The 19,973-nt window shown below is 63.2% G+C and carries 18 protein-coding genes and 1 pseudogene; 14 read left to right on the top strand and 5 right to left on the bottom strand.

Going from position 1 to position 19,973, the window contains the following annotated elements; all coding sequences use genetic code 11:
* The first annotated feature begins 37 nt into the window (after window positions 1-37).
* From AB4Y40_RS06455 to AB4Y40_RS06440, 4 genes are read left to right on the top strand one after another with little or no spacing between them, the layout of a single operon-like run.
* Window positions 38-1,576, top strand: coding sequence for a sugar ABC transporter ATP-binding protein (locus tag AB4Y40_RS06455; RefSeq protein WP_368687114.1), 1,539 nt, complete (start codon window positions 38-40; stop codon window positions 1,574-1,576).
* Window positions 1,573-2,577, top strand: coding sequence for an ABC transporter permease (locus tag AB4Y40_RS06450; protein ID WP_368686919.1), 1,005 nt, complete (start codon window positions 1,573-1,575; stop codon window positions 2,575-2,577). Before AB4Y40_RS06455 ends, AB4Y40_RS06450 begins: the two co-directional genes overlap by 4 nt.
* A 58-nt stretch (window positions 2,578-2,635) precedes the next feature.
* Window positions 2,636-3,664, top strand: coding sequence for a dihydroxyacetone kinase subunit DhaK (locus AB4Y40_RS06445; RefSeq protein WP_368686918.1), 1,029 nt, complete (start codon window positions 2,636-2,638; stop codon window positions 3,662-3,664).
* On the top strand, window positions 3,661-4,281 hold the full coding sequence (locus AB4Y40_RS06440) for a DAK2 domain-containing protein (protein ID WP_368686917.1): 621 nt from the start codon (window positions 3,661-3,663) through the stop codon (window positions 4,279-4,281). Before AB4Y40_RS06445 ends, AB4Y40_RS06440 begins: the two co-directional genes overlap by 4 nt.
* A 10-nt stretch (window positions 4,282-4,291) precedes the next feature.
* On the opposite strand, the gene chrA is transcribed toward AB4Y40_RS06440, so the two are convergent.
* Window positions 4,292-5,527, bottom strand: a complete 1,236-nt coding sequence (gene chrA, locus AB4Y40_RS06435) for a chromate efflux transporter (RefSeq protein ID WP_368686916.1) — start codon at window positions 5,525-5,527, stop codon at window positions 4,292-4,294.
* A gap of 327 nt (window positions 5,528-5,854) precedes the next feature.
* Here chrA and bfr point away from each other — a divergent pair, with 327 nt between their 5' ends.
* The 3 genes and pseudogenes from bfr (at window position 5,855) to AB4Y40_RS06420 (ending at window position 8,493) form a co-directional block, all read left to right on the top strand.
* Complete coding sequence (bfr, locus tag AB4Y40_RS06430; protein ID WP_368686915.1) at window positions 5,855-6,331, top strand: bacterioferritin; 477 nt, start codon at window positions 5,855-5,857, stop codon at window positions 6,329-6,331.
* Window positions 6,332-6,472: 141 nt separating this feature from the next.
* A pseudogene (locus tag AB4Y40_RS06425) lies at window positions 6,473-6,634 on the top strand (LysR family transcriptional regulator); the annotation flags it as partial.
* 242 nt (window positions 6,635-6,876) lie between these two features.
* Window positions 6,877-8,493, top strand: coding sequence for a hypothetical protein (locus tag AB4Y40_RS06420; RefSeq protein WP_368686914.1), 1,617 nt, complete (start codon window positions 6,877-6,879; stop codon window positions 8,491-8,493).
* Between the two features lie 123 nt (window positions 8,494-8,616).
* On the opposite strand, the gene AB4Y40_RS06415 is transcribed toward AB4Y40_RS06420, so the two are convergent.
* Window positions 8,617-9,237: an FMN-dependent NADH-azoreductase gene (locus AB4Y40_RS06415; protein ID WP_368686913.1), complete on the bottom strand. Its 621-nt coding sequence runs from the start codon at window positions 9,235-9,237 to the stop codon at window positions 8,617-8,619.
* A 109-nt stretch (window positions 9,238-9,346) separates the two neighbouring features.
* On the opposite strand from AB4Y40_RS06415, the gene AB4Y40_RS06410 reads away from it, so the two are divergent.
* Window positions 9,347-9,781, top strand: a complete 435-nt coding sequence (locus AB4Y40_RS06410) for a winged helix-turn-helix transcriptional regulator (protein WP_368686912.1) — start codon at window positions 9,347-9,349, stop codon at window positions 9,779-9,781.
* Between the two features lie 13 nt (window positions 9,782-9,794).
* Here AB4Y40_RS06410 and AB4Y40_RS06405 read toward each other — a convergent pair whose 3' ends face one another.
* The gene (locus AB4Y40_RS06405; protein ID WP_368687113.1) at window positions 9,795-10,193 is read right to left on the bottom strand and encodes a nuclear transport factor 2 family protein; all 399 of its coding nucleotides are present in this window, start codon (window positions 10,191-10,193) and stop codon (window positions 9,795-9,797) included.
* A gap of 81 nt (window positions 10,194-10,274) precedes the next feature.
* Here AB4Y40_RS06405 and AB4Y40_RS06400 point away from each other — a divergent pair, with 81 nt between their 5' ends.
* Window positions 10,275-11,234 carry a LysR substrate-binding domain-containing protein gene (locus tag AB4Y40_RS06400; protein ID WP_368686911.1) on the top strand — a complete coding sequence of 320 codons (960 nt, stop codon included), beginning with the start codon at window positions 10,275-10,277 and terminating at the stop codon, window positions 11,232-11,234.
* A 37-nt stretch (window positions 11,235-11,271) separates the two neighbouring features.
* On the opposite strand, the gene AB4Y40_RS06395 is transcribed toward AB4Y40_RS06400, so the two are convergent.
* Window positions 11,272-12,978 carry a phage integrase family protein gene (locus tag AB4Y40_RS06395; protein ID WP_368686910.1) on the bottom strand — a complete coding sequence of 569 codons (1,707 nt, stop codon included), beginning with the start codon at window positions 12,976-12,978 and terminating at the stop codon, window positions 11,272-11,274.
* Window positions 12,979-13,307: 329 nt separating this feature from the next.
* On the opposite strand from AB4Y40_RS06395, the gene AB4Y40_RS06390 reads away from it, so the two are divergent.
* Window positions 13,308-14,492: a porin gene (locus AB4Y40_RS06390; protein ID WP_368686909.1), complete on the top strand. Its 1,185-nt coding sequence runs from the start codon at window positions 13,308-13,310 to the stop codon at window positions 14,490-14,492.
* A 16-nt stretch (window positions 14,493-14,508) separates the two neighbouring features.
* On the opposite strand, the gene AB4Y40_RS06385 is transcribed toward AB4Y40_RS06390, so the two are convergent.
* Complete coding sequence (locus AB4Y40_RS06385) at window positions 14,509-15,552, bottom strand: LacI family DNA-binding transcriptional regulator (protein WP_368686908.1); 1,044 nt, start codon at window positions 15,550-15,552, stop codon at window positions 14,509-14,511.
* Between the two features lie 415 nt (window positions 15,553-15,967).
* On the opposite strand from AB4Y40_RS06385, the gene AB4Y40_RS06380 reads away from it, so the two are divergent.
* From AB4Y40_RS06380 to iolG, 4 genes are all read left to right on the top strand, one after another.
* Window positions 15,968-16,882 carry a LysR family transcriptional regulator gene (locus tag AB4Y40_RS06380; protein WP_368686907.1) on the top strand — a complete coding sequence of 305 codons (915 nt, stop codon included), beginning with the start codon at window positions 15,968-15,970 and terminating at the stop codon, window positions 16,880-16,882.
* A gap of 142 nt (window positions 16,883-17,024) precedes the next feature.
* On the top strand, window positions 17,025-17,948 hold the full coding sequence (locus tag AB4Y40_RS06375) for an intradiol ring-cleavage dioxygenase (RefSeq protein WP_368686906.1): 924 nt from the start codon (window positions 17,025-17,027) through the stop codon (window positions 17,946-17,948).
* 78 nt (window positions 17,949-18,026) lie between these two features.
* A complete protein-coding gene (locus tag AB4Y40_RS06370; protein ID WP_368686905.1) occupies window positions 18,027-18,908 on the top strand; it encodes a sugar phosphate isomerase/epimerase family protein in 882 nt (293 codons plus the stop codon).
* 50 nt (window positions 18,909-18,958) lie between these two features.
* Window positions 18,959-19,951: an inositol 2-dehydrogenase gene (gene iolG, locus AB4Y40_RS06365; RefSeq protein ID WP_368686904.1), complete on the top strand. Its 993-nt coding sequence runs from the start codon at window positions 18,959-18,961 to the stop codon at window positions 19,949-19,951.
* Window positions 19,952-19,973 lie beyond the last annotated feature (22 nt).

Below are 19,973 nucleotides of genomic sequence, written 5' to 3'. Positions count from 1 at the left end.
CCGGGATGAACGGATGAAACGCGAATCAGGTTCGGCAATGGACGTATCGCAGCAGGAGAACACCAGCGCGGGCGGCCGCCCAGGCGCGCCGCCGCTGTTGCGCATGAACGGCATCGTGAAGAGCTTTCCCGGCGTGAAGGCGCTGCGGGGCGTGAACCTCGAGTTGCATGCGGGGCACGTGATGGCGATCGTCGGCGAGAATGGCGCGGGCAAGTCGTCGCTCATCAAGACGCTCTCCGGGGCTTACGAGCCGGACGAAGGCACGATCGAGATCGACGGCGTACGCCTCGCGCGCGGCACCCAGGCCGCGATCGACGCGGGCGTGGCCGTGATCTATCAGGAGCTTTCGCTCGTCAACGACATGACGGTGGCCGAAAACCTCTTTCTTGGCCGCATGCCGCGGCGCTACGGCCTCGTCGATCATCGCAGCGCCAACGCCATGGCGCGCGAGGCGCTGGCTCAGGTCGGGCTGGAAGGCGTGCCGCCCGCCATGCGCCTGGGCGATCTGCCGCTCAACAAACGCCAGCTCGTGGAGGTCGCCAAGGCGCTCGCGCGCGACGCGCGCATTCTCGTGATGGACGAGCCCACGGCCGCGCTTCAGCATCACGACATCGAGCATCTCTACGCCGTCGTGCGGCGACTGCGTGCGGCGGGCATGGGCATTATCTTCATTTCGCATCATCTCGAAGAGGTCTTCGAACTGGCCGATTCGGCCGTGGTGATGCGCGACGGCGCGACGGTCGGCGCGCGGCCCATGTCGGAATGGAACGAACCTGCGCTCGTGCAGGCGATGGTCGCGCGCAATCTCGACTCGTTCTATCCGTGGGAGGCGCGGCCCTACGGCGACGTCGTGCTGGAAGCGCACAACTTGGCGAGCGCGCCCGTGCTGCGCGACGCGAGCTTCAGCATTCGCGCAGGCGAGATCGTGGGCATTGGCGGCATTGCGGGCGCGGGGCGCACCGAGCTTCTGAAGACGCTTTGCGGGGCGCTGCCGCTTACCCGTGGCGAACTGAGGCTGCGCGGGCGCAGGCTCGCGCTGCGCTCGCCCGCGCAAGGCATGCGCGCGGGCATTGTCTACACCGCCGAGGACCGCAAGCTCGAAGGGCTCGTGCTCGACGCGAGCATCGAAGAGAACGTCGCGCTTTCGAGCTTGCGGGCGCTGGTGCGCGGCGGCTTCGTGAGCGCGGCGAGAAAGCGCCGGCTCGCGCGCGAGGCAGTCGAGCGCTTCGCGGTGCGCGCGCCCTCGGTCACGTCGCTCACCGGCAATCTTTCGGGCGGCAATCAGCAGAAGGTGATTCTCGGGCGCGCGAGCGCGACGTCGCCGGCCGTGATCCTGCTCGACGAGCCCACGCGCGGCATCGACGTCGGCGCGAAGACCGAGATCTATGCGCATATCGTCGCGATGGCGCGCGCGGGCGCGGCCGTCGTGCTCGTGAGCTCAGAACTGCCCGAGCTGCTCGGCATGTCGGACCGCGTGCTCGTGATGTATCGCGGCAGCATCGTCGGCGAAGTCGCGCGCGAGCACGCCAGCTCGGAGACGATCATTCAATGGGCTACCACCGGAGTTGCAGCATGACGTCCACCACGGTTCGACCGCGCGAAGAAACACCAACGCTGCAACAGCGCGTGCTGCGTCAGTTGCGCAGCGGCCTCGGGCCCCTCATTGCGGCGCTCGTGCTGATCTGCATCGCGCTCTCGCTCGCGTCGCCCGAATTTCTCACCACGAGCACGCTCACCAACATCATGGTGCAGGTGTCCGTGGTCGGCATCGCGGCCGTGGGCGGCACGTTCGTGATCATCACCTCGGGCATCGACCTCTCCGTGGGCTCGCTCGTCGCGCTGAGCGGCATGGTGGCCGCGACCGTCATGGCCGGCGCGAGCCCGGACGCCGTCGGGCTCGGCGTAGCAGGGCTCGTGATCGCGCTCGTCACCGGCGCGGCGGTGGGCGCACTCAACGGCTTCGGCATTGCGTGGCTGCGGCTCGTGCCGTTCATCGTCACGCTCGCGATGATGGCAATGGGGCGCGGCCTCACGCTCGCGATTTCGGACGGGCGCACGAAATTCGACTTTCCCGCCGTGTTTACCGCGTTCGGCGCGAAGACGTTTGCGGGCCTGCCCGCGCCGATGCTCGTGATGCTGGCCGTATTCGTCATTGGCCATGTATTGCTGCGCAAGACCGAATTCGGCCACCAGGTGTTCGCCGTGGGCGGCAACAAGGAAGCGGCGCGCCTCGCGGGCATTCCGGTGAGCCGCGTGATCTTTCTCACCTACATGTTCGCGGGTGTGACCGCGGCCATTGCGGGCATCGTGCTCGCGGGGCGGCTCAACTCGGCGTTGCCATCGGCGGCCAACGGGCTGGAGCTGCAGGTGATCGCAGGCGTCGTGATCGGCGGCACCTCGCTCGCGGGCGGGCGCGGCTCGATCGTCGGCACCTTCATTGGCGTGGTGCTGATCGGCGTGATCAATGTCGGACTTTCGCTGCTCGGCGTCAATCCGTTCTGGACGCAATTCATCCAGGGCGGCGTGATTCTCGCGGCCGTTTTGCTCGACGCGCTGAGCCAACGGCGCAAGCTTTGAACGGAGAAGTCAACGTGAGCGGTGGAGCGAAGGCCACCCATTACTGGAGACGCGACACGTGAAAAAGATCATTAATCATCCTGATCATTTTGTCGACGAGATGATCGACGCCTTGTTGCTCGCCCATCCGGGCTGGCTCAAGCCGGTCACGGCCGACCGCCGCGCGCTCGTGCGTGCCGACGCGCCGAACGCGGGCAAGGTCGGCATCGTGACGGGCGGCGGCTCCGGGCACCTGCCGGGCTTTCTCGGCTACGTGGGCAAGGGGCTCGCGAGCGGCGTGGCGGTGGGCAACGTGTTTTCGTCGCCGTCGTCGGAGCAGATCTACGAGGCCACCAAGGCGGTGCACGGCGGCGCGGGCGTGCTCTACCTGTACGGCAACTACGGCGGCGACGTCTTCAACTTCGATCTCGCCGCGGACCTGGCCGAGGCGGACGGCATCGAGACCCGCACCGTGCTCGTCGCCGACGACGTCGCCTCCGCGCCGCCCGAGCGGGCCTCGGATCGCCGCGGCGTGGCGGGCATGGTGTTCGGCTTCAAGTGCGCGGGCGCGGCGGCCGAACGCGGCGACACGCTTGACGAAGTCGCGCGCATTGCCGCGAAGGCAAACGGCGCGACTCGCACGATGGGCGTGGGCCTTTCGCCGACGATCCTGCCGGCGGCCGGCAAGCCCACCTTCACGCTGCCCGATGGCGAGATGGAGATCGGCATCGGCATTCATGGCGAGCCGGGCACGCACCGCGGCAAGCTGGAGAGCGCGGATGCCATCGCCGAACGGCTTGCGGGCGCGATCCTCGGCGACTTGCAGGCGACGGCGGGGTCGAGCGTGGCGCTGCTCGTCAACGGACTCGGCGCGACGCCGCTCGAAGAACTGTATCTGCTGTACCGGCGCGCCGCGCAGGCTGTTGCCGCCGCGGGGCTGCGCGTGGCGCGCGCCTATGTGGGCGAGTACGTGACGAGCCTCGAAATGGCGGGCGCCTCGATTTCCGTGATGCAGCTCGACGAGGAACTCGACACGCTGCTCGATGCGCCGGTGCGCTCGCCGTTCTGGCGCGAAGGATGGCGCGTGGACGAGGGAGGTGCGCGATGAGCCTCTCGGTCAGCGAAGTCAGGGAACGGCTCATCGGCGCATTGAACGCGATGCCCGCCGGCGCGGAAGAACTGCGCGAACTCGACGCCGCGCTCGGCGACGGCGACCTGGGCGTCACCGTGAAGGCGGGCTCGCTCGCGGCAGCCGATGCCATTGCGAAGCTGCCGCCCGACGCGGCGCTGGGCGACGTGCTGATCGCCACGGGCAAGGCGTTTTCGACGGCCAACCCTTCGACGTTCGGCGCGCTCGTGGGCGGCGGCCTGCTCGCCGCGGCGAAGACCGTGGCGGGCAGCCAGGTTGCGGGCCGGGGCGAAGCGCTCGCCATGGGGCGCGCGGTGGCCGCGCGCATCGCCGAGCGGGGCAAGTCGCAGCTCGGCGACAAGACGGTGCTCGATGCACTCGTGCCGAGCCTCGATACGCTCGAGGCGTTCGAATCGGGCGTCGAGGAGCGCGCGCTCCTCGACGCGATGATCGACACGGCGGAGCGACAGGTGCGCGCCACCGCTGCGTTGCAGTCGAAAAAAGGACGCGCGGCGTGGGTGCAGGAACGCAGCATCGGTCACGCCGATCCCGGCGCGACGGCGTGGCTCAGGTTTCTTCAAGCCTGGCGAGGATGAGCCTCGCCACTCAGCGAAGCAGCATTTCGGCCACGCCAGCCGCCGCCGAGAAGACGACGACAACGAGCGGCGGCACCTTCCAGCGCGTGAGCAAAAAGAAGCCGATGACCGCAACCGCAAAGTCGATCCGTGACTGGACCGCGCTCGTCCACACCGGCGAATAGAGCGCCATGGCGAGCAGCCCGACCACGGCTGCATTCACGCCCGCCAGCATCGCCGCCATGGAGGGATGGGCGCGAAGCGCTTGCCAGTAGGGCAGCGCGGCGAGCACGAGAAGCAGGCCCGGCAGGAAGATGCCTGCCAGCGCCACGCAGGCGCCCAGCGCATGACTGGATGGACCGCTCATGATCCATCCAAGAAAAGCCGCGAACGTAAAGAGCGGGCCGGGCACGGCCTGGGCGGCTCCGTAGCCCGCAAGAAAGTCGTTCGGCGAGACCCAGCCCGTTGCCACGGTCTCACGCTGCAGCAACGGCAGCACCACGTGACCGCCGCCGAACACGAGGGCGCCCGAACGGTAGAAAGCGTCGAACACGTGGACGGTGTGCGTCGTATCGAATGCGGCAAGCGCCGGCAGCCCAAAAAGCAGGGCGCCAAAGAGGACGAGCGCGAACAGGCCGGCAGTACGCGATATGCGGAACTCCAGTGCATGCTGACGCGTACCGGCGATGGTTCCCGCAGTCGTGGACCGGCACAGCACGATACCGAGCGCGGCGCCCAGCACGATGACGATCAACTGTGCATACGCCGTCGTCATGACCGCAAGAAGCACGACCGCAACGAGTGCAATGCCGGCGCGGCGGTGGTCGGGACACAGGCGGCGCGCCATGTCCCAGACGGCTTGCGCGACGACGGCAACGGCGACGAGTTTCAGTCCGTGAATCAGCCCGCTTCCCACGGGGCCGCCGAGTTCAGGCGCGATGATGGCAAAGGCGATCAATAGCGCGACGGATGGCAACGTGAAGCCGCACCAGGCGGCCAGGCCCCCTGGCCAGCCGGCGCGCAGCAGCCCGATCGAAAAACCGGTCTGACTACTGGCGGGACCCGGGAGAAACTGGCAGAGACCGACCAGATCCGTGAAGGTTTCGTCGTCGAGCCAGCGGCGCCGGTCGACGAACTCGCGACGGAAGTAGCCGATATGGGCAATGGGGCCGCCAAAGGACGTCAGGCCCAGTTTCAGAAAGACCCACAGCACTTCGAACACGGAGCCCGCACGGTCCGGCTCTGACGTCGACATATCTGTTTCCATGGATATTCTGTCGTAAGGAATGCGAACATCGGTTGAGGCTGCCGCGATCATACCCGATCTGCCGGCGCGATTGCAGGCCGGGAAGCTTTCGCTGGGCGCGCGCGTGACAGGCAGGCACGCACGAGCGTGACCAGTTCCCACCTTGCGCTGGTCCAGTTGTTCGCAAACTACAGACGGCCACCAGGCGGCTTAAAGCGTCATTCCTCTGCGTATATTGGACCGACAAAACCGCGGAATTCTTCTCATTGATGCTCTCGTTCGTGCGCTGCGCGCGTCAAATGTCTATGCTCGTTGTAATTGTCCCGACACGTCGTCCCGGAGGGAGTGATGCAAGCCGATCCGAAAGTTATTGAATATCTCAATGCGGAACTCAAGAACGAGCTGACGGCGATTAATCAGTATTTTTTGCACGCACGACTTTACGGACACTGGGGGCTCGCAGGACTCGGCAAACATGAATACGACGAGTCGATCGAGGAGATGAAGCATGCGGACAAGCTGATCGAGCGAATTCTCATGCTCGACGGCCTGCCCAATCTGCAGGACCTTGGCAAACTTCTGATCGGCGAAGACGTTCGCGAAGTGCTCGAGTGCGACCTCAAGCTCGAACGCACGGCGCAGGCACAGTGCAAGGAAGCCATAGCGTACTGCGAATCCGTGCGGGACTTCGTGTCACGGGAAATTTTCGTCGAGATCCTGGACGACACCGAGGATCACATCGACTGGCTGGAAATCCAGCTCGGGTTGATCGACAAGATCGGCCTTGAAAACTATCAGCAATCGGCGATGGGCTCGGCCAGCTGAGACGCGATCCGGCGTGGGCGTTTCCTTCCGGGCGTACGGTGCCAGCGTGAATGACTGGCGCTGATCAATGCCGCGCCCACGATTGTTCACGATGCTTGGGCAAGTGCCGAATCGGCATCCGACGTTTTCTGCCTTCCCACCATGGAACTCCGGCATCTCCGCTATTTCATTGCTGTCGCCGAATTGCGCAGCGTACGCGCGGCGTCTGAACAATTGCACGTGACGCAGCCCGCTATCTCGCGGCAAGTCCAGAGTCTCGAGGAGGCCGTCGGCGTGGCGTTGTTCGAACGAACGCCACGCGGGAAAGATACATACGCACAGGGAGGTCTCCACGTAAGCTGGGCCACTTCACGCCGAAACGATCCGGTCCAGCCGAGTCCGGTTGTAAATGCAACATTCCTGTTAGCGAATCCCATCAAGTTTGAAAGGCGGCAGCAATCAATTCTTCATTCAGGATATCTAAAGTCGCAGCGTCGTACCCACGTTGTGTCATGCAGAGAACCAGAAGACTAAACCGATTTCTTCATAATATTGGGAGTCTGTACATGCAAATAATTTTCCTGCGGCCCGCGATTGCCCTCACCCTGATCGCCGCCGGCGTGGCTACACAAGCGGCCCATGCAAGCCAGTTCCAGCCCGGCAACCTGGTTGTCAGCCGCGGTGTTTACGACAATCTGTCGAGCAACGTGCAACCCGGCACCGTGCTGCCGCCGAATTGCTCGAGCACGCAAGGCGGCTGCGCGGCAGCAACCGGCGCGACGAACGACGGTACCTTTCCGTATGTGTTCAACAACGCGATCTATGACTCGAGCTTCGGCCTCACTGCACGAGCCTTCCTTGACCAGATCACGCCGGACGGCCGACTCGTCAACACGCTCGAGGTACCGAACAGCATGAATCCGGGCCAGGGTGGCGACCAGATGGTGACGAGCTTCTCGTCGAAATCGGAAATGGCGCTGAACCTGTCGACGGACGGCAAGTACCTGACGTTCATGGGCTACGTCGCCCCGGTCAACGCGATCGATGTGTCCAACTCGAACACGCCGGGTGCGATCGATCCGACCAACCCGGTCGGCGAGAACGTCTATCGGGCCGTGGCGCGTGTCGATGAAAACGGCCAGTTCAAGTTCACGGAAACCAACGCGTACAGCGGGAATAATGGCCGTGCCGCGATCCTCAACGACAGCAACGGCCAGAACATCATCTACACGGCCGGCAACGCAGGCAACGGCGGGAACCCGCAGCCCAACGGCATCGTGCTCGGCGCCGGCGCGCAGGTGATGGACGGATCGAGCCAGCACGAAGCGCAGCAAACGCCGGGCACGCCGACGCCCATCGGCAGCTTTTCCGTTACCGAACTCGGTGACAAGGCCGACAAGATCGGCAAGGACGACAACTTCCGCGGCCTGACGATCTACAACAACGTGCTGTACTACACGAAGGGCAGCGGCGGCAACGGCGTCAACACCGTGTACTTCCTCGATACGACGGGTACCGCATGCCCGAACGGCGTGGGCGTGCCGGCGCCGAATGCGAAACTGCCGACCCAACCGCTCACGTATAACGCCGCCACGCTGCAGGCCAATGGCCTGCCGAGCAACATGTGCGTGCTTCGCGGCTTCCCGACGACGTCGAACAAGACGACGAATCCGACGCACTTCCCCTTCGGCCTGTGGTTCGCTGATGCGAATACGCTGTATGTAGCAGACGAAGGCGACGGCTACGCGGGCGGCTCCGATCTGTACACGCATGCAGCCGCACAGCAGCTCGCCGGCTTGCAGAAGTGGGTGTACAACGCGACGACGCAGACCTGGACGCTGGCGTACACGTTGCAGAGCGGCTTGGACCTCGGCAAATCGTACACGGTGAACGGCTATCCGACCGGGGCGAACCAGGCAACCAGTCTGCCGTGGGCGCCGGCAACCGACGGCCTGCGCAACCTGACGGGCCAGGTCGAGGGTGACGGTACCGTGATGTTGTGGGCGATCACGTCGACTGTCAGTGGCAGCGGCGACCAAGGTGCGGACCCGAACAAGCTGGTGGCAATCCGCGACTTGCTGAAGAACACGACCAATCCAGGCAACCAGGAACAGTTCGTCACGGTGCGTAGCGCAGGGTTTGCAGAAGTATTGCGCGGCGTTTCGTTCACGCCGACGCACTAAAGCCGGCATCGGGCGCGTGTCGGCCCTGGCTTGAAGGGAGGGCGGCCCGGAACTTCCGGGCCGCCCTGCGGGCGACATAGGTGGGCGACAGAAGAGGGCGATCGTCTTTGTGTCGCAACGGAATCAAACAGCCTCTGTCAGCAGCGATTGCACAGCCGTTTCGGCGTTAGCGATTGCCGTTTTCGCCGCTTCCGGTCCATAAGCGACGCCTTCCACGCGTAGATGCTCGACGTCGGTCAGCCCGATGAAGCCCAGAAGGTGCTTCAGGTAGCCTGACTGGTAGTCCAGCGGCGCGTAGGGACCATCCGAGAAAACGCCACCGGCTGCAGTGAACAAATAGACCTTCTTACCCGTCAGCAGGCCTGCTACGCCGCTGCTGTCGTACTTGAAGGTCACGCCAGGCCAGGTCACGTAATCGAACCATGCTTTGAGTTGCGTGGGCGGTCCGAAATTGATCATGCCCGAGCCGATCACGACGGTGTCGGCGGCGGCCAGCTCGCCAATAAGGGCTTCTGCTACGCCGACTGCCTCTGCCTGCGCCGGACTCCGTGCATCTGGCGCAAGCGTGCGACCGACGACGTAGGATTCGTCGATATGGGCCAGCGGATCGGCATAGAGATCGCGAATGCTCAGTGTGCTGCCTGGGCGCTGCTCGCGGAGTCTTTGGGCGAACTCACTGGCGATTCTCGTCGACAGGCTGTCGGCACCGCGAGGGCTCGAAGTGAGCAGCAGGATGTGGCTCATGTTGGCTCCATGGTATATAACAGGAACTAGGTAACGATCTGGTTGTTGATTACCTAACCATACGCAGGATGGTATTGTTCCTGTCCTGGCTCCACAAGAAGGCACATGCATGTCACTGAGTCACACTGATCTCCCCAGGGAGATGCCCGAACCCGACGCCGGTGGCTGTAAGGCCACCCGTGAACTCCTCGATCGGATCGGCGACAAATGGAGCCTCTACATCATCGCCACGCTGGCCAGCGAGCCGCGGCGCTTCAATGAACTGAAGCGGAAAATCGACGGCATCTCGCAACGTATGCTGACGCTGACGTTACGCGGGCTTGAACGCGACGGGCTGGTGACCCGCACGATGTATGCGACGATTCCGCCGCGTGTCGATTACGCACTGACCGAAATGGGGCGCACGTTGCTGGAGCCGGTGGTGGCGCTGGTCAACTGGGCGAACAACAACGAGTCGGCCATTGCTGAAGCGCATCGACGCTTCGACGAGGAACCCGAACCGGATCGCTTTTCACCGCAGGGCGTTGTTTACCAGCGACGCTGACTCGACGGCCGGCCTACGCGTATTTGTCGCCTACCGTGTTGCGAATGGGATGCGTGTCGTAGACGATGGTCATCTTCTCGATGCGGCCGCTTTCGTCGAATTCGAATACATCGACACACTCGAATTTCACCGCGGAGCCGTCTTTCAGCCCCCAGTCGTAGACGAAATAACCGGTCGCACGTCGCGCTCCCGTTGTGCTGACGCAGATGTCAATGGGGCTGATCCGGCTTGCTCCCGACGCGGCATTCACCTTTGCAAAGAAAGGCGCGGGGTGCATCCAGCCGAGAAAGGGCGAAAATATCTGGGCGTCCGGCGTGAACAACGCACAGATTGCAGCGACGTCGCCGCGCTCCAGTTCGCTCAGGTAGGTGCGAATCTGCCGCGTGTATAGTGCTTCCAGTGATGAACCCACATTCTTTCTCCGAGCGTATGTTGACAGGTCTGCCCGCACGAAGGAACGCGGGTCTGACGCAGCCACGATAGCGACGCAGCGATGACCGAACAATCGAATAATTCGCAACCCGGGTATGCGGATCGTGCATATCCTCTGGCTGAACTTACGCGCGCGTTACCGCCACTGGCTGCATACCAGGCATTCGTCGCCGCGGCAGAACTTGGCAGCATCAGCAAGGCCGCTAACCATCTATGTCGAACGCAGGGAGCAGTAAGCCGGCAGGTCCAGCAACTGGAAGACCACTATCGATGTGCGCTGTTCGTGCGCCATGCGTCAGGGCTGACGCTGACAGCCGAGGGAAACGCTCTGCTGACAGTGGCGATCAACCTGCTTACGCAACTGGCTCGACACGCAGACGTTCTCTCTCAATCCGCGGCGGTTCTCCCCCTGCGGCTGCCGTCCACGTTTGCGATTCGCTGGTTGCTGCCGCGACTGTCCGCGATCAATCTCGCGCTGCCCCGGACAGAATTGCGCATCTATACATCGGCAGACGATACGCCGGACTTCACTACGCCCGATGTCGACGCCATGGTCGTGCGGGGAGCCGGACATTGGGCGGGCATGGACGCGCTACCGTTGTTTCAGGAGCGCCTGACGCCGATGTGCACGAGCGAACTGGCCGCATCGCTGAAATCCGTAGCGGATCTTGCGCGGGTCAGATTGCTCCATCCGGGACGCGGTCACGGAGAGTGGCGATGCTGGCTCGATCATGTTGGCGCGACCGGGATCGACACCAATGACGGACTCGTCCTTGATACCCTCGAATTAACGCTCACCGCAGCGGAGCAGGGGCACGGCGTCGCAATCGGCGACCCTCGGATGGCGCAGGAGCGCCTCGAGACGGGGGCACTCGTCATGCCGTTCAGCGAGGTTGCGCGAAATGGCCTGGGCTATTTCCTCGTCTATCCCTCGCAACGCGCCGCACAAACCAGGATTCGCGCACTTGCTGACGTCTTGACCCGGCTCGCGCAAGAAGACCCGACGACGCCGGCCCAATAAGCGGCTGCCAAGTCGCTTGCTCCTGCTGAACGTGGATTCATTTCGCTTTGCCAAACGCATCCGCGATCTGCCGCGCGCGCTTGACCTCGTCGCTGTGCAGATAGATCGAGGTGGTCGAAACAGAAGCGTGCCGCAAGTTGTCGCGCACCGTGGTCAGCTCCGCGCCGCGCCCGAGCGCGTGCGTGGCGTGTGTGTGGCGCATCCAGTGCGGACTCGCGCGGCGCAGCTTTTCCGCAAGCGGCGCGTGATCGGCCTCGATGGCTTTGGCGGCCAGCAGGAAGAAGCGCCGCAGCACCCCCCACAAACGCACGCTGCTGATCGCGGCTTCGCTGTCGGCCTCGAGACTGCCGATGACCGGAGTCGCCGGATTCCAGCGCACGGACACGACAGGCAAGTCGCGTTCGGCCAGATAGTGCGCGAGCGCCTCCCACGCGAGCGGCGGCAAGGCGACGCGCGCGAGCTTCTTTCCCTTGCCCGTCACGCGCAGCCAATGATCTCCGCGTGCGTCCGTCTCGACGTGCCCGAGCGTGGCGCCGACCAGCTCGCTCGCGCGCAGGCCGGTCGCATAGCCGAAATCGAGCAGGAAACGCAGCCGCTGTGCCGCCGGCGCTGACCAGCCGTACGACCACTCGAGGCCGTCTGCGATCGTGCGCACGAGCGCCCATTCCCCTTCGCTGAATGCGTGCGAGGTGTCGAGCGCCTGCGCGCCGCTCGCGCCGCGCACTTTCACGCCGGAAAACGGATTGGCGAGCACGTAGCGCTGCTCGATGAGCCAACGGAACAGCGCGCCGAGGATCGACAACGCATGCGCGACCGAGCGCGCCGAGAGGCTGCCGTTGAACGGCCGCCAGTCCGGCGAGGTGCGCGCCCGCACGGGGCCGACCCAGCGACCGCGCGGGGAGGGATGGCGCAGGAACGCGCGGTAGGCAATGGCGTCCTCGGTCGAGAGCGACGAGAGCGCGCGGCCACGCTCGACGATCGCCCAGAGGATCAGGCGTTCGGCTTCCTTCCGGTAGGTACGCTGGGTGGCGGGCGATTCGTGCAGAGCGAGCCAGGTCTGGACGGCTTCATAGTCGTTCGACGCGTCCAGCGTGCAGGTCGCGCGCGGCGCACGGAACGTGCCCTCGGAGCCGTCGACTTCGTGCGGCAGCTTCAGGGACTCCCACGGTGCGATGTCGCCGCGCTGGCTCGCGGCGATGAGCGCTCGCGCCTTTTCCGTGAGTGCCGGCCAGGCCGCAAAGAACGCCTCGATCGCGCGGGCGCTCGCCATCCCGAGGCCCGGCACCGCTTTCCACCACTGGCGGCGGCGCGGGATACGCACGGTCAGGTCGGCGAGCGTGGTGACGCCGTGCGCGTACAGCACCCGCACGGCACGCGGCGCAAACCACTGTGCGATGTCGTCGGCGATCTGGGGTTCGGGAGGGCGGGCGGTGCGCAGGCTGTCGATTGCCTGCGCGACGGCCTTGGCGTGCCGCTCGCGTTCCTCCACCGGGTGCTCGAACAACGCCACCAGATCGTCGCGATGCGCCGCGCGCGCGAGGGCGACGAGCCTGCGCCGGATGCGCCCGAGCACGCCACGCGCCGACTTCCCGTCGCCGAGCGCCGAGGGGAGATAACGCTCGACGGCGGGCCGCACGGCGAGGCCTGCATACCACGCGCGCAGCATGGCGAGTTCGTCGGCGTCGGGGAACCCGGCCGGTTCGGCGGAAGCGGGGGCTGGAAGGGGGGCGTGACGCGTTTTCATGTAACGAAGTTTAGCGTAGAAATAAGTAGCTAGTGATAAGAAGGATTATCTTTATGGCGGCCATCTACGCCTCGCAATCCTGACTCGCCCTGTGCGCCTGATCTCGCTATCCCGCATTTTCCCGATTTCCGGGAAATAGATTTCTCTTCTGGCTCTGTCTCACAGCGCGCGTCGAATCTAAACTCTGCCAAAAATTGATCTCGGATGCGGCCAAGCCACCGACCTCGGACGCATCGCGTCGTATTTTCATTGTCCGCGTAAGGGTTTGGCATCCGGTCCATCGATGCTGTAAATCACTGAAATTAATTCAGGAAAACTAAGGAGACGAGATGAAAAAAGCATTGTTGGGGATGGTGGCGGCTACGGCAGCGGTATCGGCAAGCGCGCAAAGCAGTGTGACGCTGTACGGGATTGTCGACAATGGACTCGTGTACGAGACCGGCCTGCCGAACGGGAACAAATTCGGTGCGCAGAGCGGGGGGTGGGCACAGTCGCGCTTCGGGCTGAAGGGGGCCGAGGATCTTGGCGGCGGGACGAGGGCGATCTTCCAGCTGGAGTCGCGTCTGAATACGCAAAACGGCAGCTTTGCGAACGGTAGCTTCTTCGAGGGACAGGCGACAGTGGGTATGCAGAACGACACATGGGGGCAGGTGAAGCTCGGCAACATGGGCTCGGCCGAACTGAGCCAGTACTCAGGCGACGTCGACCCGCAGCAGACCAAGAAGTATTCGATCGGCACGCTGGTTCGCGGGCGGATTTTTTCTCAGGCGGCCAACGGCGTCGAGTATCTGTCGCCGAAGCTTGCGGGTTTCATTCTTCAAGGCCAGTACGACCTGACCAATTCGCCGAAGTGGAATGAAGGCAACCCCGGTAGCGCGCCGGGCCAACTGGGAACGTCGACGGGCCTGGGCAGTGCGCAGGGCCGTTCGGATGCGATCAAGCTTTCGTACCAGCGAGGTGGGTTGTTCTGGCAGGCAACGTACGACGAAGTCCGCGATCCCAACGGGCAGTTCAGCAACGTGTACCTGACCTCGCGCTCGATACTTACCGGCGCGACGTACGCGTTCGGCCCAGTCGTGGCGTATATCGGCTACCAGCATCTCAGTGCGCCCGATGCATCGAACGAAGGCTATTTCGGCACGGCCACGCCGACGGCACTTCCGGCCGGGACGTCATTGCCGACCGCCGTCAACCACGAATGGATTGGTGCAATCTGGAACAGCACGCCGGCGCTGGCGATTTCGGGAGCGGTGTACCACGCAAACGCCAACCATGGAAATGGCAACGCTACGCTGTTCACGCTGGGTGCCAATTACTCGCTGTCGAAACGCACGCTGCTCTATACCGAACTCGGCTACGTGCGCAACAGCTCGACGTCGAACCTGGGACTCAATGGCGGCCTCTATGGCGCCAATACCAACTTCGACCCAGTGAGCAGCGCCGCATCGACCACCAATCCGAACTATGGGAAGAGTCAGTTCGGCGTGATTGCCGGCCTCGCCACCCAGTTCTAGCGGGCGGACTCATCGTCTATCGTCGGAATCGCGCTGCGATGTGGGCAGGGATATTTTCGGGCGTGACAACGACGACCGACGACGACTGCGAGACTGCCGTTGCCGGCAACATTTTGTGGAAGTGCATGATGTGCTGGCAAGCGGAGCGCATGTCTTGCCGGAGTTCGTGATGCAGAATTGCCTGGATCTTGCCTTCGCGCAGCAACTCGACGTTATCCCGGTCGATGTCGTGACCGATAAAGCACTTCGGTGCAATCCCTAGCGCCTCGAGAGCCCGCAGAATGGCACGATTTCCGCCGCCCATCGAGTAGACCGCCACAACGTCGGATTGCCCCTTAAGTGCAGCCTTGACCAGATTTTCCGTTGGCGCGTCGAGGCCGTGGCCACCGCTGGCATCGATCAACGACAGTTTGGGATGATGGATTCGCAGCGCACGGCGAAAGCTGATTTCGCGTTCCTCTTCGCCTCTGAAGCGCTCGTCGCTCATGGTGATCAATACGTTACCGGACCGGGTGCCAAGCCATTGGACGAGAAGGTAAGCGGCGGTGGCGCCGGCGACCCGATTATCGAGGCCAGCGTATGCAATGCGGCCGGAAAGAGGAATATCGGTGAACGTCGTGACGACAGGAATGCCGGATCGTTTGAGGTCGGCAATGGTGTCCGAGATTTCCGGTACATCGCGTGCCTTCAGGAAAACGCCGTGGCTACCTCGATCAGCAATGGAACGAAGCGCCTCCACGACCTCGGTCGTGGTCATCGTCTCCTGCATAAGAAAGCGCGGACGGAAAATCGCGGGATGCAGCGTCGGTATCTCTGCCTCCAGCGCTTCCTTGATTTCATCGGCGAAACGGTTGGGGGCTTCGACGACCACGTCGACGATCAGTTTTCGTCCGGCGGGGAGCGAATAGAGTTCCTGTTTCTCGAGTTCCTTGATGGCTTGTTCTACACGCTTTTTTGTTTGCTCGCGGACGCTGCCGCGATTGTTGACGACGCGGTCAACGGTGGCGACGCCGACGCCGGCCTGCAGGGCTATTTCCTTGATGAGAAATCGGTGGGTCACGACAGATGTCTCATGAATGATGTTTTTTCGATGCCTTCCGGATATCGCGATGCATCGTCAGCGCACTTTGATAGCGCGGATTGCGCTGCGCCGTCGCGGTTAGCGTCACGCGATGGGCAAGGCGTGCGTCGTGGCATCGATCGTCGGCCTGGCCAGAAAATCTCGTTACGAATGAAGCAGATACTGGCCGACCGTTGCATAGGATAGCGCGAAGTGGCCTCCAGAACCGCCGATTTTTTCGCTCGGGTTATCCCTGATTTTGATGGATTTCTGATGGATTTTTGCTGCATCACGGATAGCTTGCTTGCCCTATCCTTTGGTCACGAATGGCGCACGCGAGGCAGCCGTCCGGCAACCGGAGTTCGCGCGCATGAAACCGCGCTGAACACTCGAGCCTCCTGGATGGTGTGGGAAGATGGACCAGTTTAAGGAAGTCCAGCTGTTCGTCGAGGTCGCCGAGACCGGCAGTATCAGTCGGGCGGCGGAGGCGGTCGAGCTGTCGATATCTGCCGCGAGCCGGTATCTCATTTCGCTCGAGGCTCGCCTCGGCGTGCAACTCGTGCGACGGACGACGCGCAACCTCTTCCTCACGGAAGCGGGCGCCGAGTTTCATCGACGCTGCAAATCGATCCTTGCGGACCTTGGCGAAGCCGAACTGGTCGTCAAGGACGCGACGGCTCGCCCGAGCGGCCTGTTGAGGGTGACGGCGTCGCTGTCGTTTTGCATGCTGCATATCGCACCGATGCTGCCGGAATTCACGGCGCGTTATCCGGACATCACGGTCGACGTGGTCGCGGCGAATCGCTACTACGACATTATCGAAAACGGCATCGACGTCGCGATTCGAACCAAGGTTCTCGAGCCCGATAGCAACATCACGGTGCGTCGCCTCGCGGCGACACGTCGGGTTCTCGCCGCCGCGCCCGATTACCTTGCAGCGAACGGCTCGCCGCGCTTTCCTGCCGAACTCGGCAAGCACAAGGTGCTGAACTACGGCCTCGCCGACAATCCCCGCGACCTCGCGTTTCAACGCGACGGCGAGTGCGTCTGCGTGAAAGTGAAACCGTTGCTCGAATCCAATGACGGCCAGATATTGAGGGTTGCCGCGCTCGACGGCATGGGCATACTCGTCCAGCCCAAATACATCATTTACGACGACATCAAAGCGGGCCGCCTCCTGCCGGTTCTCGACGACTGGGATCTGCCTCGTCTCACGATGAACATCGCTTTCCAGACGCGTTCGCACATGCCCGTGAAGGTTCGGCTGTTCATTGAGGCGCTTGCAGAGCGCTTCAGGAAGAACGAATTCGAGCGGCTATGGACAGAGTAACCATGGCTCCTCGTCGGCTCGTGCGTAGCAACGCAGTTTCCTGCGAGACGCGAAAGAGATTCCCTTTTCAGCTCTGTTTTGCCGCCAATAGCGAAGATAGACTTCCTTCAAAGCAGTAGAGAAACACTGAAGGAGACATTCCATGCAAGAGGCAACAGCCACCGTTTCGCACTCCCGTTCTGCGTACTTCGACGAGGCACAGTCTGCGGATATCGTGAACGGACGTATGGGGCAGGGCATCGATCCTCGTCTCGAGCAAGTCATGTCCGTGCTGGTCAAGCATCTTCACGCCGCGGTGAAGGAAATCGAACCGACGCACGAAGAATGGTTCGCCGCGGTTCGCTTTCTCACCGAGACCGGCCAGATATGCAATGCGTGGCGGCAGGAGTACATTCTGCTGTCCGATATTCTCGGCGTTTCGATGCTGGTCGATGCCATCAACCATCGCCGCCCGACCGGCGCGACGCCGAATACGATTCTCGGCCCGTTCTATGTGGCGAACGCACCGGAGTACGAGAATGGCGCGAACATCTGCCTCGACGGCAAGGGCGAGCCGCTCGTCGTTGCCGGGCGTGTGACCGATCTTGCCGGCAAGCCGATTGCGGATGCGAAGCTCGAAGTCTGGCAGACGAACGACGACGGCTTCTACGATGTCCAGCAAAAGGGCATCCAGCCCGACTCGAATCTGCGCGGCGTGTTCACTTCGGATCACGACGGCGGCTACTCGTTCAAGTCGGTCAAGCCGCGCCACTATCCGATTCCTTCCGATGGCCCCGTCGGCAAGCTCCTCGGCGCGATGGGACGCCACCCGAACCGGGCAGCCCATCTGCATTTCATCGTGACCGCGCCCGGCTACGAGTCTGTTATCACGCACATCTTCACGCCGGATTGCCCGTATCTCCCAGAAGACGCGGTGTTCGGCGTCAAGAGCGAACTCATCGCCGATTTCAGGAAGGTCGAAGACCGGGAAACCGCACAGCGGGTTGGGCTCGAAGCCCCGTTCTGGTCGGTGACGTGGGACTTCGCTCTCGCACCTGCCACGAAGCCCGCACACGTTATTGCGTAATGCCTGTTCACGACCGCGCGGCACGCATCGAGGCGCGCCGATGAACACCTCAACTACCTGAGTGACTGGACACTGGAAATGAGCACGAAAACCAAGGAGCTGCTGGCCGCCTACTGGACGCTGGCTGGCGATGTCTACCCCGGCGCCCCGACGGAAGTCAGTCCGTACCCGCTGCGCGATCGCGCGGAAGCTGCGTCGCGCGCGGGTTGGCGCGGCATGGGTCTCATCCTCGACGACCTCGAGTACAGCGTCGAGCAAAACGGGATCTCGGGCGCGAGGAAGATTCTCGACGATACAGGCATGAAGTACTTCGAGCTTGAAATCCTGATGGACTGGTATCTCGATGGCGAAGCGCGTGTCAAGTCGGACCATTTCCGTCGCCGTGTCATCGAACTGGGCGCCGAGCTAGGCATGCGTAACCTGAAAGTCGGTGCCAATCCTTTCGACGAAACCCCGACCAATTTTCCGCGCATGACGGAAGCGTTCGCGAAGTTGTGCGAAGACGTGGCGACGGTCGGTGCGACTGTCGCGATCGAGTTCATGCCTTTCTCAGTCATCCGAAATATTGGCGATGCATTGAAGATCGCTGAAGGCGCCAATCAGCCTAATGGCGGGTTGATGGTCGATCACTGGCACGTTGCCCGTTTCGGCAGCCCCTATGGCGAGGTCGCCCAAATTCCGGCGCGCTTCATCAAGGGCGTGGAGCTGGACGATGTCGCCGCGCAGATTCAAGGGACGCTGCTGGACGACTCGACCTTCAACCGCAAGCTGTGCGGTGAAGGGGCCGCCGACTGCCGCGCGTTTGTCGAGGCGCTCGAGCAAGCCGGTTGCGACCTGCCGTACTACGGCGTCGAACTGATTTCGGAGCCGTTCCGCAAGCTGCCGCTCGATCAGATGGCAAAGCGCGCTTACGACACCACCATCGCCCAGTTTTCGACCACGGCGGGCGCTTCGGCCTGACGCGACCATCACGCAACCATCGCTCAAACCCGACATCTCTGGAGACAAACATGATTCGTATCGCTGTTCTCGGCGCGGGCCGGATTGGCCGCATTCACGCAGGCAACGCAGCCGCGATTCCGAACGCGAGGCTCGTCGTCGTCGCCGACCCGGTGGCGGCAGCGGCCAACTCGCTCGCTGAACGCCTGGGCTGCGAAGCGTCGACCGACTGCATGGCCGTTCTGCAACGCAGCGATGTCGACGCCGTGGTGATCGGCACGCCGACCGATACCCACATCACGTTCATGCTGGAAGCCGTGGCGCGCGGCAAGGCTGTGCTCTGCGAAAAGCCCATCGATCTCGACATGGAGAAGTCGCTGGCCGCGGCCCGCGAAGTCGAGCGTCTGCGGGGACGTGTGATGCTCGCCTTCAACCGCCGCTTCGATCCGACCTCCCAGGCGTTCCGCAAGGCGATCGACGCCGGCGAGGTGGGCGAAGTCCGCCAGGTCGTCATTTCGAGCCGCGACCCTGGTATGCCCCCACGCGACTACGTCGAGCATTCGGGCGGCATTTTCCGCGACATGGTGATTCACGACCTCGACATGGCCCGCTGGCTGCTCGGCGAGGAGCCGGTGGAAGTGATGGCGCTGGCGAGCCGCCTCGTTGACACGTCGCTCGCCGAACTGGGCGACTTCGACACCGTCATGGTGCAATTGCGTACGGCGTCCGGCAAGCAATGCCATATCAACTGCTGCCGCGAAGCCGTCTATGGGTACGACCAGCGCATGGAAGTGTCGGGCTCGAGAGGCATGCTCCTGCAGGAAAACCTGCGTCCTTCGACCATCCGCCGCTGGACCAGGGAAGCGACCGACGTGCGCGAGCCGCTGCTCAACTTCTTCCTCGAACGCTACGTTGAGGCTTACAAAGGCGAGTTGCAGGCGTTCGTCGACGCGCTGAACAACGACACGCCGCTGCCGACCTCGGTCGACGACGGCCTCAAGGCACTGCGTCTCGCCGAATGCGCACTCGAGTCCGCGACGTCCGGTAAAGCGGTCAAGTTCTAACGATACAGCTGGAGGAGATCTG

This window comes from Paraburkholderia sp. EG287B (genome assembly GCF_040965595.1).
Taxonomy (GTDB): Bacteria; Pseudomonadota; Gammaproteobacteria; order Burkholderiales; family Burkholderiaceae; genus Paraburkholderia.
This window is presented reverse-complemented; position numbering and strand designations above follow the sequence as displayed.